Genomic DNA, 17716 nt, shown 5'->3' on the forward strand with positions numbered 1-17716 from the left:
GCCATGGCAAAACTTCTGGCCTATCCGCTGACCGTTATTTATCTGATTTTTTTCGGACTGACCCTGGTAATTTTCCATCCGATTCAATGGTTCTGTCTGAATGTTCTGGGATATCATGCGCACAAGCGCAGTGTGAGTATCCTCAACCTTTGTCTGATGCGCTGTACGCATCTTCTGGGAACCCGATATTCCATAAGTTACCGGGACAAATTACCCGAAAATGGTCCGTTAATCATTGTGACCAACCACCAGAGCATGTACGATATCCCACCCATTATCTGGCATCTGCGGAAGTTTCACCCAAAGTTTGTCAGCAAAAAGGAGTTGGGCAAGGGAATACCAAGTGTAAGCTATAATTTGCGCCATGGCGGATCGGCCCTGATCGATCGCAAGGACCGGAAGCAAGCCCGCGAAGCCCTTGAAGCCTTGGGGAGGTATATCGAAGAAACGGGGCGAAGTGCTGTAATCTTTCCAGAGGGAACCCGTTCCCGCAATGGGGTCCCAAAACCCTTTAAGACCTATGGCCTGCAGCTACTGATGGAGCAAGCCCCTTCGGCCAGTATCCTACCGATTAGCATCAATAATTCCTGGAAAATGTTTCGCTACGGAAAATTCCCACATGGCCTGGGAGCACATATCCGCTATACCGTCCATCCGGCCATCCCGGTCGCGGAACTCGGGGAAAATGGCCTGGAAACCATTGAAAAAATCATTGTAACCCATATTAAACCCGAAGCGTGAACGACGCAGAACGCATTGAAAAAACAATAGCCTTCGTAAAGGAGGAACTCAAGGGTGCCGAAGGTGGACACGATTGGTTCCACATCGAGCGGGTTTTCCGAAATACCCTGCTAATTGCCCGGGGCGAAAAGGTAGACTTACGTATTGTAAGCCTGGCTGCATTGCTTCACGATATCGCCGATCCTAAATTTCACAATGGGGATGAAAGCATTGGCCCCAATAAGGCCGGCGCCTTCCTGAGCACCTTAGATATACCGAAAAAAGATAGGACACACATCCTGAATATTATTCGATATATGTCGTTCAAGAATAGCCTTTCCGGTAAAAAGGCTCCCTTCGATTCCAGGGAACTCCATGTAGTTCGGGATGCCGACCGTCTGGACGCAATCGGTGCTATTGGAATAGCTCGAGCCTTTAATTATGGCGGACATAAGGGCCGTAAACTCTACGATCCCGAAATCCCCCCGCGACTCAATATGACCAAAGCGGAATACAAGAAATCCCAGGGGCCTACGATCAACCACTTCTATGAAAAGCTGCTCCTTCTCAAGGACAGCATGCACACCCAAACGGCAAAATCACTGGCCGAAGACCGGCATGGTTACATGCTGGCGTTTTTGGAGCGGTTCTACGCCGAGTGGAATGGAAAGGCCTGATGATTGGCCTGCAAAGCCTTTGTTTTGATTATCCTGAGTTTGTATCTTCAGGAATTCATTCACTAAAACCTCTCGGGCAATGCAAAGAAGAAAGTTCCTGAAAAACACGGCGGCTACCTCAGCGGCCTTTACTATAGTTCCCTCATTTGTCCTGGGCAAGCAACACGTGGCGCCCAGCGATACCCTCTATGTAGCCGCATTCGGTGTTGGTGGACGCGGCCAGGGGGTGATGCGTGGCCTGGAGGAAACCGGCAAAGTAAAATTTGTAGCGCTTTGCGACGTGGATCAGCGACGGGCTGCCGATACCCTGAAGCGATATTCCAAAGTGCCCGCTTATAAGGATTTCAGGGATGTCTACGACAACCATTTGAATGAGATTGATGCAATTATGGTGGCTACCCCCGACCATACCCATGCCACGATTGCACTGCCCTTTATGCGCGCTAAAAAGCACGCCTATGTAGAAAAGCCCCTGACGCATAATATTGCTGAGGCACGTATGATGACCCAGGTTGCCCGTGAGCATAATTTGGTGACGCAAATGGGGAATCAGGGAGCCTCCAGTGATGGCAGCCGCGAAGCCCGAGAATGGGTAGATAGCGGGATAATCGGTGAGGTATATAAGGTGGATTGCTGGACCAACCGCCCTGTGTGGCCCCAGGGAATTCCGCTGCCAGAGGGAGCCGATCCTATTCCCAGTGAACTCGATTGGGATTTATGGCTTGGACCCGCAGCAATGCGAGATTACAAGGCATCATACCTTCCCTTCAAATGGCGGGGCTGGTGGGACTTTGGAACCGGAGCCCTCGGCGATATGGGTTGTCACATCATGGAAACACCTTTTAGCGTCCTGGACCTGGGCTATCCCACAGAGGCTGAGGCCAGCTGTACAACCAATTGGGTTGGGGATTTTGTGGAAGCCGATTACAGCGCTTCCTGTCCGTCTTCTTCCATTGTGCGCTTGAAGTTCGAAAGCAAAAACCACGGCAAAGTTGCCCTGAACTGGTACGATGGGGGGATCAAACCCGATCTGCCGGACGAACTCGGAGACGGCGAGCCAATCGGAGATAATGGTGGAGGCTCCATTTTCTATGGAAGCCGGGGAATTCTGATTTGTGATACCTACTCACGAAACGCGCGTTTATTACCTTCCTCTACTATGGAATTGATTAATAAGCCCACGCCCTATTTACCAAGGGTAGAAGGCGATATCAATGGTCACCAGCGCAACTGGGTTGAAGGCTGTCTGAACGGAACTCCAACTTCCTCGGATTTTGAGCGTGCCGGAAAGCTTACTGAAGCCGTACTTATGGGGAACCTGGCCATCCGTGCCTATCAATATAAGGTGCGACCAAGCAACGGCAGAGGTTTCAGCTACCCCGGACGAAAGAAAATCATGTGGGACGGTGAAAATATGAAAGTCACCAACTTTGAGATGGCCAACCAATGGGTACAGGGATCCTATCGGGAGGGCTGGTCTCTTACCTGATTTTTAGCGGCAACAGACTTTCTTCCTTGCGCTTCAAAATGAACCTTTTCCAGGTTGTTCTGACTCAGATCAGCGGCCCTGGCAAAGGCTTCTTCAGCCTTTTCAAATGCCCCCTGATTATGAAATATCCTGGCGCGCAGTGCGTGGAACAGGGCTTTTTCTGCTACCATAGGATGCGCTTTGGCTAGTTCTTCCAGCGCTTTCTGAGCCGATGTAATATTCCCGGATTCTGCCAGGGCAACCAGGCGGTTGAGGGCAACAATCGGACTAAATTGACGTGCCAGGTGAGCGTCGTACAGGAGTAAAATTGATGCCCAGTCTGTCGAAGCATAGTCTTTCGCCCTCGCGTGGAGGTAGGCTATTCCGGCCTCGAGATGATACCTCGAGGAAAAAGGCTGGTCTTGCTGGCAGACTTCCCAATTCGCCTTCCCGTAGGCAATGAGCTCCCCATTATATTTTGAACGGTCCTGATGTTCAAGGTCTACCAATTTTCCATCAGCATCAAAACGGGCATCAAAGCGTGCAGCATGGAAGGCCATGAGGGCAATCAAAGCCGATAAATCGTGGGTCTTAAACGTAGAATTAGTATCGAGAAGGATTGCCAGTCGGAGCGCTTCAAAACATAGATCCTTGCGCAGGCCAGAATCGCCGGATTGCGGTCGGTAACCTTCGGTAAACATCAGATAAATCACTTGATAGACTACTACTGAACGGTTGCGCAAAGCTAGGTTACGGATGGGTTCAAGAACATCCAGTTGTTGGCCTAACGCTTTTTTGGCTCGGGTGTACGCCTTGGCAATAGCTTCCTCCTTCTTTAACAATACCCGGCCTACCTCCCGGTTATTGAATCCGGCTACCAATTTCAAACTGAGCAGTAACTGGTATTCACGGCTGAGTGCAGGGTGGCAACAGGCAAAGATCATCCGCAACTGAGCATCCTGCACCTCTTGCGAATCAAGGTTCACCACCTGTGAATCAACGTTCATTGCCTGCGAATCTGAAGCACCAGAAAGCAGTTCCGTTGCAGCCTGGCTTTCCAGAGGGAAGTCTACCTGCTTTTTTTCTTTGCGCAGCAGGTCTAATAATCGATTCCGTGCAGCGGTATACAGCCACGCCCGTGGATTGTCCGGCAATCCCTGATATCCCCATACCTGCATCGCTTTGATGAAGGTATCCTGTAAAGCGTCTTCAATACTGTCCAGTAATCCAAAACCAAATCGCGCAGCAAGGGAAGCCAGGATTTCTCCATAGGCCTCCCTGAATAAGTGGTCTGCGTGATAATTGGCTTCTTGCTGGGCCATCAGTGGTTATCCATATCCTGAATTTCCCGAATCTCAACAAACGCCCCGTCGTAATCAAAGATGGGACAGCCCTTGGAAATTTCGGTCGCCTCGTGAAAATCTGCAGCGCTAACGATGAGGTAGCCCCCGACTACTTCTGATCCTTCTACAAAAGGACCATCGGTAACTACCGTTCCCCGATCCCGGACCACCTTTCCTTCGGCTCCAAGGGGCTGACCGTCTACAAGATTTCCCTGCTGTTGCAAATTTTCCATCCAGGCGCCCCACAATTCCATGTGTTCCTGGCGCTCTTTCTGGGACATGCGCTCGTAAGCCGCGTCCCCTCCTCTGAATAAATACAAAAAGTTACTCATGTGATAAATGTATTAAGTTATTTACCCTAATGACGTTTGGGCCCGGGACGGATTGGACAATAATTCAAAAAAAATTAAAAAAGACGTAATTGCCCGGTCTTATACTGGGCGTGAAGGCTGGTGTTCAGCTCCGGAAGTTCTCTCCCTTTAAAGAATTTCTGTCGGGAAATACGCGCCATTTGATGTAATTGGCTGGCAACCTCCCCCTCACCTTTCATGCGGCGTCCAAATTGACTGTCGTTCAACTGCCCATCATGACAGGAGCGAATCAGCGATTCTACCCGGGAGGCTCGGTCCGGCATTGCTTTTTGCAACCAGTCCAGAAACAGTGGCCCGATGGCTCCATTGAGACGGACCATGGTAAAACCAAAGCTAAGGGCTCCTGCATCGGCAACTGCCTTGGCTAAATCCATAAGCTCATGACTGTTCAGCCCCGGTATCATGGGGGCCAACATAGCGTTTACGGGAATACCCCGATTGGATAGTTCGGCAATAGTCCTTAGGCGTTTTCGCGTGCTCGCTGTGCGGGGTTCCAGGAGGCTGCGTATCGATTCGTCCAGGGAAGTTACCGAAATATGAACGCTTACCAGGCCTTCGCTATTGAGCTGCTCGAGTAAATCCAAATCGCGGAGTAACAGGGAATTCTTGGTTATTATTCCCACGGGATGCCGATACTTCCAAAAAACTTCCAGACAGGATCGGGTAAGGCCAAAGCGACGTTCTGCGGGCTGGTAGCAGTCTGTATTTCCCGAGAGAACAATGGGAGAGGCTTCCCAGCGCGGGTTCCTCAGATGTTTTTCGAGCAAGGTGGCCGCTGCAGGTTTGTAAAGGATCTTACTCTCAAAATCGAGGCCGGCGCTATACCCCCAATATTCATGGGTATTTCGGGCATAGCAATAGACGCATCCGTGCTCGCATCCCTGGTACGGATTCATACTGTAGGGCATGCGAACATCAGGGCTGGTTACCTTGTTGACTATGGTTTTGGGATGTACCGGGGTATAGGTTGTACGCAGCTTTTCGGCTTCCCCACTACGGTTGAGATACTCCAGGTAATCGTCCCTGGTTTCCTGAATATGACGTTCAAATCTGTTGTGGACCTGTCCTTGGGCTCCTCTCCCTTTAAGCAGCTCTTTTCGGCTCAATTTTTGGTTTTATTCCAAATTTATGGAATATATCCATCGTTTTGAGCTATCCCTGAATTTTAACAGCCACCAATTGCTTCTTGCTTCCCCGCTTTGCGTAAAAGTAAACGGTGTCCGAATCGTCGCAGATCAGCGGTTTGGAGACCATAAGGGGAAGGCGGGCTTCCTCCTGGTCTATAATCTTTTCATAACTCACCTGGCCCTGGCCATCGATGCGAATGAGGAAGACATTGCGATTTCGGCTCAGGCCCTGCTTAAAAATCAGGCGTTCGTTGTTCAGGAGTCGTGGATTGTCTGCAGCGGTGCAGATGAAAAAATACGTATTTCCATCTTTGGAGAAAGAGGTGTACGAAGCGTAGGCCCCATCCCCCTGGGTTACCTCCGTTTTATTGATATTCCGCGCCCAAAGCATCTTTCCGTCTGCATCCAGCTTAATGCTAACGATATCATTGTAGTGAAACCGCTCTTTTTGTACCCTGCCACCACTGGCATTGGATTCCAGACTGCGGGTAACAAAATACTCTTCGGCATTGAATAATAGGGAACCGTCGGCAGTAAACTGAGCATCCTTGAAGACCAGGTTTTTGACCACCTTCTCGTTTTCGGTCCCGAACTTATCCTTCATGAACTGCTCTGAAAATGGATTATGCTGGCGCTTTACGGCTTCAAGGGTACCCGGTTTTATCGCTATAAAATCGATACCATTGTACCGGTTATCCCTGCGATCCGCATAAAATCCGACCAGATAAAGGGAATTGTTCTTCCATAGGGGCTTCATGCCTTCAGAGAACTTTCCGGGTAAGTCATAACTGGCGGTTTGCGTACCTCCTGCGGCAATTTTTACCACCTCATATTGGAATTTACGCTCCTCGGCCTTAAACCGGCGCTTTTTGAAATAGGCCTTTCCAACCAGATAAGCTGCTGAAAAATCAGGAGCCATCTTAAACCCTTCGAAGGCGTAATTCTTGTCTTCGATCTCCCCGGAAAAATCCTGATCAAAAACCGGATTCATGTTATAATCATAAATGATAATCCGATGCTGATTGTCCTTGCGCTTCTTGTAATGAAGGCTCAAAGCAAAGGCCCGCTGGTCCCGATCAAAGAGAATTGTAGTGCTGAATCCCGAGGTAAAATTCCGGTTGAAATAATTCTTCTCAACAGGGTTCTCCACGTATACCGAAGGAACTACCAGGAGGTTCTTCTTTTTGAAATCGTAGGATCCGACCGGACTCTGGTGGACCGTATAAATATAGCTCAGGCGTTCCGGATCATACTCGATAAACAAAAGGTATATTTGACCATTTGCCGTAAATCCGTCGAGAAAGTCGGCGCCCCGAAATTTATAATTGAACTCATCTATTAGTTGAAGTTCACTGTCGTAACGCTCTATGAGATAACCTTTAGGCTTCAGAATAAGTCCGGTATAATAGGCCCTTACCAATATCTTATTGTCAGACTCCCCTTCCTCGAAGGTCATTAGGTTAGAATACCTATACCTATCGTTATATTTTTCGCCAAAGTCATAGGACACTGGGTATTTTTCCGAAGCGATTTTCGTCTTGTCCTGGCTATGGCCAAGTAAAATCCCTCCAAATAGAAACAAGAGTAAGAATCGTAGTTGCATGGTCGAAAACGTTACGTTATCGGCCCGAGAAATCTGGTTTTCTTTTTTCGAGGAAAGCGGTAGTACCTTCAACAAAATCCGCAGTGCCAAAACAATTGCCAAAGCGTTCAATTTCGGCCTTAAATCCCGGGACGGTACTCCTAAAACCCGCATTTATGGCTTTTATTGCATGTTTTTGTGCCGAAGGGGAGTTCCCGGCAATCTTCTCAGCCAGACGTAAACTCAATTCGTCCAGGCCTTCCAATGCAGTAACATGATTGACCAATCCGTATTCGTGCGCCCTTTCAGCATCGATCATACCCCCGCTGAGAATCATCTCCATAGCACGGCCTTTTCCAATGAGTTCTGGCAAACGCTGGGTTCCCCCATATCCCGGGATGACCCCAAGTGAAACCTCCGGTAGTCCCATGCGGGCGTTGTGACTGGCTATTCTGAAATGGCAGGACATGGCGAGTTCCAGCCCACCGCCCAGGGCAAATCCATTGACCGCCGCAATGATGGGTGTGGAGAGATTCTCCGCAAAATCGAATAATTTTTCCTGACCACTTCGAGCCAAATCCTGGGCCTCTTCCGGGCTGTAATCGGCAAATTCCGAAATATCGGCCCCGGCAACAAAGGCTTTCGGACCGCTTCCCCTAAGGATGATTACCCGAATATCCGGATCTTCGTCCAGGGCTTTCAGTGCCTGGTGAAGGGATTCTATCGTTTCTCTGTTTAAGGCATTCAGCTTTTTCTCACGATCTATCCAGATACGACCAATGGCCGAATCGCGCTTAACTTTCAGGTTTTTAAATTTCATTGGATTTGGCATTTGATTCTTGGTGCTTGGTTTTTTGGAATTTGAAGTTTGGTACTTGGTGCTTAGTGTTTGGGATTTGGAATTTGGAATTTGACTAAGCTAGCGTTTTAATCCTGTACCTCAACTTTCTTGCGTTTGAGGCGAACGGTAAATACGGTTCCTTTCCCGGGCTGACTGGTAAATTCAATAGTTCCACCTACTCCTTCGACAATGGTTTTAACCATTCCCAATCCAAGGCCCATCCCGCTGCTTTTGGTGGTGAATTTAGGCTCGAATATTTTGTCGGTATTCGCTTCACTGATCCCAATACCATTGTCCGCCACCATAATTTTGGCCCATCGCTCATCGGCTGTGACCGACACCAGGATGCGGGGATTTTCGACTTCCGGCACGGCCTGAATGGCATTCTTGACCAGGTTGGTCACAACCCGGATCAATTGGGTGCGGTCCATCTCGGCGGTAATATGCTCCTCCTCGGCCAGGAAATGGATATAAGGCTCGTTGAAAATTTCCAATCCAAGCCGGGTAACCTCCACCACATTGAGGTCTTCATTTTGCTGGGCAGGCATCTTCGCAAAATTTGAAAAAGCCGAGGCAATGCTACTGAGGGTATCGATTTGCTCGATCAGGCTTTTTGAAAATTCCGCCATCCGGGTCCGGACCTCAGGATCTTCCGGGTCAAACTTCCGCTCAAAACTTTGGACGCTCAAACGCATTGGGGTAAGCGGATTTTTGATCTCGTGTGCTACTTGTTTGGCCATTTCGCGCCACGCCTGTTCGCGCTCGCTTCGGGCAAGTTTCGCGGCACTTTCTTCCAGCTCATCGATCATACCATTGTAGGCCCCAATCAAATGGGCAATCTCCTCAGTGGGGTCATCCAGGTGAATTTTCTCATTACTCTTCGCCAACCGGGTTTGGGTGAGCTTATCAGAAATGGTCTGCAGGGACCGGGTAATATATTTTGAAATGAAATAGGCCAGGCCAATTGCCGAAAGCAACATAAGGAGGTAAACCGCGCCAAGGCGCAGCAGGAATTCCTGTAATTCTTCTTCGTAAAAGGAGTTCTCCTGAAAATAGCTTAGGTGGAGAATCCCTATGGGCTTGAATCTGGCATCCGTTATAATGCTGTAGGAAGCCTGGTAGGTGTCTCCGGCAGCTTCATTGATTTCCACATAGCGCTTTGAACTTCCCTGCCTGAGCGCGTTAAGTACATGGGTTTCCAGACAAATAGAAACCGAATCGTTATTGAATTTAGGCCGGGAGCTCTTGATGAGTTGCCCCTCCAGATCGTAAATATTGAAATTCGCGTTTTCAATGATCGCAATCCGATAGATCTCATCCTTAAATATCAATCCAAGGTTATCCGTAGTAATCGGGTAGGTGGTTTGCTGAAGGGCAAATTCGATGGCCTGCAGAATTTGCTGCTCTTTACGCTCCAGGCGATCTTCATGATACTCAATGGATTGCTCCCGATATTGATAAACCGTAACCCCAGCGATCAGGATAGAGGCAATGATCACCAGCAAAATCATGGATACAAAAATCCGGGACCTCAAAGACAATTTACGGAGCAAAATTCGCTGGTTTAGTCGGTTAAAGTTAGCAATAATCAGGCCAGGCTGTAAGCGGGCTTTCCTTAATCCTTCCGCAACTTTTTATACAAGCGGATTCCGAGCATTAATAAGACCGCTAACCCGATGAGCCCCAGGAGGCCATAGATCCAATTCAGGCTGTGCCGGACCACCGCGAGGAAGACCATGGCAAAAAGAATGAGCGTCGCGCCTTCGTTCCAAATCCTCATAAAGCCGGAGGTGTAGCTGAACGCTTCCCTTTGAAATTTCAAGAACATGCGGTGCATCAGCAGGTGGTAGCCCCAAAGCACAACCACAAATCCCAATTTTACATGCATCCAGCCTTGTTGTAACCAGCCCGGCATGATGGCCAGCAAGGTAAAGGCAAAAAGGGTGCACAAAATAGCCGAAGGCCAGGTGATGATATACCAAAGTCGGCGCTCCATGAGGCGGAATTGCGTGCCCAGTACCGCTGCCTCCGACTTCCCCTTATCCCGGGATTCGATATGATAGATAAAAAGCCTGGGCATGTAAAAGAGGCCGGCAAACCAGGTAACCACGAAGATCAAATGCAGTGCTTTGATATAAGGGTAATACGCTTCCATGTTTTCCTTTATTAGGCAAATTTACGGTTTCGGGCTACAACCCAAAGCATGGAAAGGGCATAGACCGCTAAGGCCGGTAAAACCCATCCCATACGGAATTCCTGCAGGGGCAAACGTTTAACGATATCGCCAATGCCTGAACCGCCCGAATCCTCGAATAATCCAATACTTTGCAGAAAATCCGGTACACTAAAAATAAGCACGGTCGCTACCACTATTCGAAATACCAGAGGTGGGCTCCAGCCTTTAGGCAGGGCATTCAAGAGGATCAGGACAATGGTGAGCGGATAGATCAGCATCAGGGCTGGCAAGGCAACCTGAATGATTACATCCACGGGAAGCTGTCCCATAATAACCCCCAAAATACACCCAACTACAGCGGTTACACGATAGACTTTTCGTGAATTGCCATAGCGCGAGCTTACGAAGTCTGCCGTGCCCGTGACAATCCCGACCGCGGTGGTAAAACAGGCCAGGCTAATGAGCAGGCTTAGGAATATCCCTCCGTAAGTACCCAGGGCAATCGAACTCATTCCCGAAAGTAAACCGGTTCTGCTGATATCCGTACCGAATTCCCCGGTGACACTTGCCCCCGAAACCATCAAACCCCCATAGAGCAATGCCAGAGCAAGCCCGGCAAAGGCCCCTGCTTTGATGAGAATCCAGAAGCGCTGTCTGCGTTCCAGGTCAGGCGCTTCCAATTTCAATGAGATCAGAATTACCCCACCAACCACAACGGCTCCAATGGCATCAAAGGTTTGGTAGCCTTCCAGAATACCTTCCGTAAAAGGATGGGGCATTAGATTGGTTGTGCTTAAGTCTCCCAGGGGTAACAACAGACTAATAATCAGCGCGAGTAAAACCAGGAGAATGATGGGGGTTAGCCATTGCCCAATCCATTTACTCAAGCGGGAGCGATTGTGGACAAACAGGTATACCAGCGCAAAATAAATCAAGCTGGTTAGCAGGGGAGGTATTTCAATAAACGGAGCCACAGCCATTTCATGCGTAACCGATGCGGTACGGGGAGCAGGCAGGGCAACAGATATGGCGTAGACCAAATAACAGTAAGCCAAGCCAAAGAGCGGATGGGTTTTCAGGGTAAAATCAAACATCCCGCCCTGCAATCGGGCATGGGCCAGAATACCGAGCATGGGGATCAGCACAGCAGAGAGGCAAAACCCAAGACAAACCAGCCACCAAAGCTCACCGGACCGAAATCCCAACATGGGCGGAAGCACCAAATTCCCCGCTCCGAAAAAGAGGGAGAAAAGCGCCATCCCCAGCACCCAAATGGCACGTTTTTTCATAAAAAGTTTGTAAGAAAGCGGTAAGATGTCGAAAAAAAGTAAAATAACTGCGGATATACCCAATAATTCCGCAGCCCGCACGTTGGGACTTTAGACCGTTAAAAGAAAAGTGCCTATTCGTGAAATTCGCCCCTCAAGAAGTGATTCCCAAATCTCCGATCCAAGGGCTCGTCTGGATACCACATAACCTAATCTCTGCGCCATGAAGAAATACTTCTGCACCCTCTTCGGCCACCACTTCTCCGTAACCAAGAAAGTGACCTCTCATATCAAAGAATACAGCTGCGTTCACTGTGGAAAACAAGTAACCACAGATGTTAGTGGAAACCTTTCCCTGTTAACGCCGCAATTAAAGGAAATCAACGAAACGCTGGAGTTTATCAACAGGAAGAAGCTCAATCGTTCTGCCCCCCAGCAGGTTGCCTGAACGAATTCCATCCCCTTGCCGTTAATGGCATACTTTGAGAGGTACGGGTTATAAGCTGTGCCCCCGAAGCCTCGTCTGTCATATGCCCTATTACCGTTAAATTCGGGTTCCCTTTGATCTTTGGATAATCATCAGGGGAAATCGTGAATAAAAGTTCATAGTCTTCGCCCCCGCTTAAAGCCACCGTACTTACTTCCATATTAAATTCTTCAGCAGCTCCTATCATTGTTGGGTCCAGCGGAATTTTTTCCTCGTAGAGCGAACATCCCACCCGGGAAGCCGTGCACAGATGCAGGATTTCAGAGGAAAGTCCATCACTGATATCGATCATTGCAGTGGGTTTTACCCCGAGTTCGGCTAGCAGGCCAACTATATCTTTTCGGGCTTCTGGTTTCAGTTGCCGTTCTACCAAATAACTATACGGTTCCAAATCGGGTTGGTGCTGTGGATTTACCTTGAATACTTCCTGCTCCCGTCGCAAAATTTGCAATCCCAGATAGGCAGCCCCTAAATCCCCGCTAACCACCAATAAGTCATTAGGTCGGGCACCACTCCTTTTTACAGCTTCGATAGCTCCGGCTATTCCAATTGCCGTGATGGAGATCACCAACCCACTGGTAGACGAAGTCGTATCCCCCCCGACCACATCTACCCCGTAGTGCTCCGCCGCATGATAGATTCCGGCATAGAGTTCTTCCAACGCCTCCAACCCAAAGCGATTGGAAACTGCAAGGGACACCGTTAGCTGGGTGGGCTCCATATTCATCGCATAGATATCGCTGAGATTTACCACAACGGCCTTGTAACCGAGGTGTTTTAACGGGGTATACCCCAGATCAAAATGCACCCCTTCGACCAACATGTCGGTGGTAAGGGCTACATCCTCCCCGCCAAAATTCATCAGGGCGGCATCGTCCCCAATGCCTAAAAGGGTGGAAGGCTTTTTGATTTCAAAGGCCTGGGTCAGGTGCTGGATTAGGCCAAATTCACCGAGGCTCTCCAGGGAAGTCTTTTGTGGATCTTTAGATTCAAACATGGCGCAAAAGTACTATCAAATGCCTGTAATCCCTATCTTTACTTTAAAACCTGCTTATGAATTCTTCAAGGTCGCTTTCACAGCTAATATATCTTTTGTTCGTTTTTGCCCTCGCCATTTCTTGCTCGAGTGATGACGGTGCTTCTCCGAATCCAAACCCGAATCCAAATCCCGGAACGGGGAATCCTGGTGGAAATCCACCTCCTGGAGGTGTGGACATCGGTGCTATTCCCTGTGAAAATGGAATGGCGGGTGCTTATCCCTGCTCTGGTTATGATTTGGTATCCAGACTCGACCTTGCAGCCCTTGGCGGGAATCGGGGTAATGATATCTGGGGCTGGGTCGATCCGGATACGGGCATCGAATACGCTATAGTAGGCCTGAATACCGGCACCGTTTTTATTTCCCTGGAAGATCCGGAAGATCCTTTGGTTTTGGGCACCCTTCCCACGGCGACTTCCAACAGTACCTGGCGGGATATTAAGGTCTATTCCAACCACGCCTATATTGTCTCAGAGGCCAACGGGCATGGCATGCAGGTTTTTGACCTTACCCAATTGCGAAACCCGGCAACCGTTCCGGCGACCTTTTCGGCAACTTCGATTTTCAGGGGCTTTGGAAACGCTCATAATATTGTAATAAACGAAGAAACCGGTTTTGCTTATGCCGTAGGGACCGGCCCTGATGCACCTTTTAACGGAGGGGCTACTTTTATCGACCTCAGCGATCCGGGTAATCCTTCTCCAGCTGGAGGATATGGGAACAGTGGCTATACCCACGACGCCCAGGTAGTCACTTACAACGGCCCGGATTCCGACTATACCGGACGTGAAATCTTTATTGGGTCCAATGAGGACCGCGTGGTAATCGTCGATGTTACCGACAAGGATCAACCCCAATTCATTTCACAACTGACCTATCCACAAATCGGGTACACCCACCAGGGATGGTTCACTGAAGACCAACGGTATTTTCTGCTGGGGGATGAGACAGACGAATTAAATTTTGGCGTGCTCTCCCGAACCATAATCTTTGATTTTACGGACCTGGATTCGCCGGTTTTTGATTTTGAATACAGCGGGCCTACTACAGCCATAGACCACAACGGATATGTCCTGGGTAATTCATTTTATCTGGCCAACTATTCTGCCGGGCTGCGGGTTATCGATATCAGTGATATCGGCAACGGCAATATCACAGAAACCGGATTTTTTGATTCCTACCCCCAATCACAAGCGACAAGTTTTGTAGGTGTTTGGAGTGTCTATCCGTATTTGCCCAGCGGTGTTATACTGATCAATGACATCAACAACGGCTTCTTCGTGGTACGCCCTTCATCCTAGCGTTCGATTAAAAAAATTGCATCATGAAAATATTCAAGAAATTGTCTAGAGCGTCTTTGATCCCTTTTGTTTTGGTTTTGTTGCTGGTTTCCTGCAGCGATGATCAGGACGACCTGCCTCAAAACCCCGATCCGGTGGCAGCCAGTGGCACCATCGAATGGACACGTAGTTTCGGGGGAAGTGGAGCAGAAAGCCCGAGATCAATAATTGCCACCATGGATGGTGGCGTGGCTATCCTGGGGTTCACCGAAAGTACAGACGGCGATCTGGCCGGGAAAACTACTGCTGTAAATGATTATTGGCTGCTTAAACTCGATGCTGAGGGCCAAATGCAATGGCAGCGCACCCTGGGCGGCAGTAAGGACGACCGCGGACAGGCCGTGATTCAGACGCGAGATGGAGGCTATGCTGTTAGTGGGTATGCCATGAGCGACGATGGAGATGGTTCGGCAAACAATGGTTTTCACGATAATTGGGTGGTCCGGCTCGACGGTGGCGGAAACATTTTGTGGGAACGCAGTTTCGGATTTTCCGGGCACGATCATAGCTATGACTTGCTGCAAACGGAGGACGACGGCTTCCTTTTTGCGGGCTTTATGGATTTAAGTGCAGCCCGCGTAGACGGCTTTGAAGGGCTCTCTGCGAAAGGAAATGCCAGCAGCCAACACGGAGTCGGTGAATTCTGGTGTACCAAATTATTTGCCGATGGGAGCCTCGACTGGCAATTTTACTTCGGTGGATCAAACAATGATCGGGCGCATGCCCTGGCTCCTGCACGCGATGGAGGATTTGTGCTCGCGGGTTTTTCAGAAAGCGACGATTTCGACATCAGCGCAGCCAGAGGGAGTTACGATTTTTGGGTTATTCGCCTGGCCGAGGACGGTGCCATGGTTTGGGAACGCAGCCTGGGAGGTAGCGGCATTGACATTGCTTCTGACATAACCCCTACCGCTGATGGCGGGTTCCTGGTGGTTGGAAATTCTTTTAGCCCCGATGGGGATCGGACCGAAGCCCTGGGCGAATCAGATATCTGGCTGGTAAAACTCAGCGCTCAGGGGCAGTTGGAATGGGAGCGCAGTTATGGCGGGGAAGTTTTTGACACCGCAGAAGGAATTGCCCCCCTTTCTGATGGCGGTTACCTGATCAGCGGAAATAGTCGAAGTACTACCGGGGGCTTTTCCAATTCCGGAGAAAACGATATGCTCTTCATCAAGATCGATGCCCAGGGCGATGTGCTATGGGAAAGATCCTTTGGGAGCACAGGAATTGACCAGGCTTTTGATGCGGTGGAAGGGGCAGATGGGAGTGTTTATATCGTCGGAGAATTGGCTGCACCAGGCACCCCTGAACTACCCTCCCGGGGAGCAACAGACCTCATTCTGTTAAAGGTCCGATAAACGCTGGGGTTCTGCCATAGAATTCCCCAATGTCCCGATACGTTATAATAATGTTAGGATTTGCCGAAATACCGGCCTCTTGCCGTATATTTGTGAACTATTTAGAATAATTCCATTTTAAAATGATCAAAGTTTCAGAATCCGCCAAGGAAAAAGTCGTCGCTCTGATGCGCGAAGAAGGCTTTGATGCCCAGTCCGATTACGTTCGGGTTGGTGTAAAGAGCGGGGGTTGTAGTGGCCTCTCATACGAATTGAAATTTGACCGTGACCTCGATGAAGCCGATAAGGTCTTTGAGGACAACGCCGTCAGAATCATTGTGGATAAAAAAAGCTTCCTGTATCTGGTAGGCACAACCCTGGAATATTCCGGCGGTCTGAATGGTAAAGGATTTGTTTTTAATAACCCGAACGCACAACGCACATGCGGTTGCGGGGAAAGTTTTTCCCTATAACAAGTTAAGATATGGCCTATACTGAGGAAGAATTAAAAAAGGAGCTGGAAAGCAAAGAATATGCCTACGGCTTTTACACGGACATTGATTCCGAAACCTTCCCCAAAGGTTTAAGTGAGGAGATCGTAATCGCAATCTCCCGCAAAAAGGAGGAACCCCAATGGATGACCGAATGGCGCCTGGAGTCGTTCCGCCTTTGGCAGGAAATGGAGGAGCCGGAGTGGGCAAACGTCAACTACAAGAAACCGGACTTTCAGGATATTTCCTATTACTCCGCTCCGAATAAAAAACCCAAATACGAAAGTCTGGACGAAGTAGACCCTGAGTTGCTCGAGACTTTTGAAAAACTTGGGATATCACTCGAAGAGCAGAAAAAGCTCGCCGGGGTGGCCGTCGACGTGGTAATGGATTCTGTATCTGTAGCCACAACCTTTAAGAAAACACTGGCGGAGAAAGGGATTATTTTCTGTTCCATTTCTGAAGCCATACAGGAACATCCGGAATTGGTTCGCAAGTATATCGGCAGCGTTGTTCCGCAACGGGACAACTTCTACGCGGCATTGAACTCTGCCGTTTTCTCCGATGGATCGTTCTGTTACATTCCGAAAGGTGTTCGTTGTCCAATGGAACTTTCCACCTATTTCCGAATCAATCAGGCGGGAACAGGACAATTTGAGCGAACCCTGGTTATTGCCGATGAGGGCAGTTACGTGAGTTACCTCGAGGGATGTACCGCTCCCTCCCGGGACGAAAACCAATTGCATGCCGCAGTAGTAGAACTGATTGCGCTGGACAATGCCGAAATCAAATACTCTACGGTTCAAAACTGGTTCCCTGGAGATAAGGAAGGTAAAGGCGGGGTCTTCAACTTTGTAACCAAAAGGGGGCTCTGTGAACGCAATGCGAAGATTTCGTGGACGCAGGTGGAAACCGGTTCAGCGGTGACCTGGAAATACCCTTCCTGTGTACTTAAGGGCGACAATTCTATCGGAGAGTTCTACTCGATAGCCGTTACCAATAATTTCCAACAGGCCGATACGGGTACCAAGATGATCCACCTGGGTAACAACACCCGCAGCACGATTATCTCCAAAGGGATTTCGGCCGGGCAATCCCAAAACTCCTACCGCGGATTGGTACAGGTAGGGCGACGAGCCAAGAATGCGCGGAATTTCTCCCAGTGCGATTCCCTGCTAATGGGTAACCGCTGTGGGGCCCATACCTTCCCATATATCGAAGCCGGGAACAGCACGGCTCAAATTGAGCACGAGGCCACGACCAGTAAAATCGGGGAGGATCAGATTTTCTATTGCAACCAGCGCGGGATCGATACCGAAAAAGCCATTGCGCTTATCGTAAACGGTTTCAGCAAGGAAGTACTGAATAAACTTCCTATGGAATTTGCGGTGGAGGCACAGAAATTATTAGAAATCAGCCTGGAAGGATCTGTAGGTTAAGCCCGGATTC

Annotated in this window: 17 protein-coding genes; 8 read left to right on the plus strand and 9 right to left on the minus strand. The window is 49.2% G+C overall.

Annotation, left to right across the window (positions count from 1 at the left end; translation table 11 throughout):
• The first annotated feature begins 3 nt into the window (after positions 1–3).
• From BM318_RS04890 to BM318_RS04900, 3 genes are all read left to right on the plus strand, one after another.
• Positions 4–741 (plus strand): lysophospholipid acyltransferase family protein, encoded by a 738-nt coding sequence (locus BM318_RS04890; protein WP_092981114.1) that lies wholly within the window; start codon positions 4–6, stop codon positions 739–741.
• Positions 738–1397: an HD domain-containing protein gene (locus tag BM318_RS04895; RefSeq protein ID WP_092981115.1), complete on the plus strand. Its 660-nt coding sequence runs from the start codon at positions 738–740 to the stop codon at positions 1395–1397. The genes BM318_RS04890 and BM318_RS04895 overlap by 4 nt, the downstream gene beginning before the upstream one ends.
• A gap of 79 nt (positions 1398–1476) precedes the next feature.
• Positions 1477–2886: a Gfo/Idh/MocA family protein gene (locus BM318_RS04900; protein WP_092981117.1), complete on the plus strand. Its 1410-nt coding sequence runs from the start codon at positions 1477–1479 to the stop codon at positions 2884–2886.
• On the opposite strand, the gene BM318_RS04905 is transcribed toward BM318_RS04900, so the two are convergent.
• The 8 genes from BM318_RS04905 to brnQ all read right to left on the minus strand — a co-directional run bounded on the left by BM318_RS04905 (position 2859) and on the right by brnQ (position 11594).
• On the minus strand, positions 2859–4187 hold the full coding sequence (locus BM318_RS04905) for an RNA polymerase sigma factor (RefSeq protein ID WP_092981119.1): 1329 nt from the start codon (positions 4185–4187) through the stop codon (positions 2859–2861). The genes BM318_RS04900 and BM318_RS04905 overlap by 28 nt on opposite strands.
• Positions 4187–4540 carry a YciI family protein gene (locus BM318_RS04910; protein ID WP_092981121.1) on the minus strand — a complete coding sequence of 118 codons (354 nt, stop codon included), beginning with the start codon at positions 4538–4540 and terminating at the stop codon, positions 4187–4189. Before BM318_RS04910 ends, BM318_RS04905 begins: the two co-directional genes overlap by 1 nt.
• Before the next feature lie 74 nt (positions 4541–4614).
• A complete protein-coding gene (locus BM318_RS04915; protein ID WP_092981123.1) occupies positions 4615–5685 on the minus strand; it encodes a PA0069 family radical SAM protein in 1071 nt (356 codons plus the stop codon).
• A 46-nt stretch (positions 5686–5731) separates the two neighbouring features.
• Positions 5732–7162 carry a hypothetical protein gene (locus BM318_RS04920; RefSeq protein WP_245759740.1) on the minus strand — a complete coding sequence of 477 codons (1431 nt, stop codon included), beginning with the start codon at positions 7160–7162 and terminating at the stop codon, positions 5732–5734.
• Between the two features lie 163 nt (positions 7163–7325).
• On the minus strand, positions 7326–8108 hold the full coding sequence (locus BM318_RS04925) for an enoyl-CoA hydratase/isomerase family protein (RefSeq protein ID WP_092982076.1): 783 nt from the start codon (positions 8106–8108) through the stop codon (positions 7326–7328).
• A gap of 107 nt (positions 8109–8215) precedes the next feature.
• On the minus strand, positions 8216–9640 hold the full coding sequence (locus BM318_RS04930; RefSeq protein WP_092981125.1) for a sensor histidine kinase: 1425 nt from the start codon (positions 9638–9640) through the stop codon (positions 8216–8218).
• A gap of 104 nt (positions 9641–9744) precedes the next feature.
• Positions 9745–10284: a CopD family protein gene (locus tag BM318_RS04935; RefSeq protein WP_092981126.1), complete on the minus strand. Its 540-nt coding sequence runs from the start codon at positions 10282–10284 to the stop codon at positions 9745–9747.
• A gap of 11 nt (positions 10285–10295) precedes the next feature.
• Positions 10296–11594, minus strand: coding sequence for a branched-chain amino acid transport system II carrier protein (gene brnQ / locus BM318_RS04940; protein ID WP_092982077.1), 1299 nt, complete (start codon positions 11592–11594; stop codon positions 10296–10298).
• 202 nt (positions 11595–11796) lie between these two features.
• Here brnQ and BM318_RS04945 point away from each other — a divergent pair, with 202 nt between their 5' ends.
• A complete protein-coding gene (locus BM318_RS04945) occupies positions 11797–12021 on the plus strand; it encodes a hypothetical protein (protein WP_092981128.1) in 225 nt (74 codons plus the stop codon).
• On the opposite strand, the gene thiL is transcribed toward BM318_RS04945, so the two are convergent.
• Positions 11990–13057 (minus strand): thiamine-phosphate kinase, encoded by a 1068-nt coding sequence (gene thiL / locus BM318_RS04950; protein WP_092981129.1) that lies wholly within the window; start codon positions 13055–13057, stop codon positions 11990–11992. The genes BM318_RS04945 and thiL overlap by 32 nt on opposite strands.
• Positions 13058–13113: 56 nt before the next feature.
• Between thiL and BM318_RS04955 the strand changes: the two genes are divergently transcribed.
• The 4 genes from BM318_RS04955 to sufB all read left to right on the plus strand — a co-directional run bounded on the left by BM318_RS04955 (position 13114) and on the right by sufB (position 17706).
• The gene (locus BM318_RS04955) at positions 13114–14400 is read left to right on the plus strand and encodes a choice-of-anchor B family protein (protein ID WP_092981131.1); all 1287 of its coding nucleotides are present in this window, start codon (positions 13114–13116) and stop codon (positions 14398–14400) included.
• Positions 14401–14423: 23 nt separating this feature from the next.
• Positions 14424–15797, plus strand: a complete 1374-nt coding sequence (locus BM318_RS04960) for a hypothetical protein (protein ID WP_092981134.1) — start codon at positions 14424–14426, stop codon at positions 15795–15797.
• Between the two features lie 122 nt (positions 15798–15919).
• The gene (locus tag BM318_RS04965; RefSeq protein WP_092981136.1) at positions 15920–16249 is read left to right on the plus strand and encodes a HesB/IscA family protein; all 330 of its coding nucleotides are present in this window, start codon (positions 15920–15922) and stop codon (positions 16247–16249) included.
• Positions 16250–16260: 11 nt separating this feature from the next.
• Positions 16261–17706, plus strand: coding sequence for a Fe-S cluster assembly protein SufB (gene sufB, locus BM318_RS04970; RefSeq protein WP_092981138.1), 1446 nt, complete (start codon positions 16261–16263; stop codon positions 17704–17706).
• Positions 17707–17716: the final 10 nt, after the last annotated feature.

It is taken from the genome of Robiginitalea myxolifaciens, assembly GCF_900115205.1.
Lineage (GTDB): Bacteria > Bacteroidota > Bacteroidia > Flavobacteriales > Flavobacteriaceae > Robiginitalea > Robiginitalea myxolifaciens.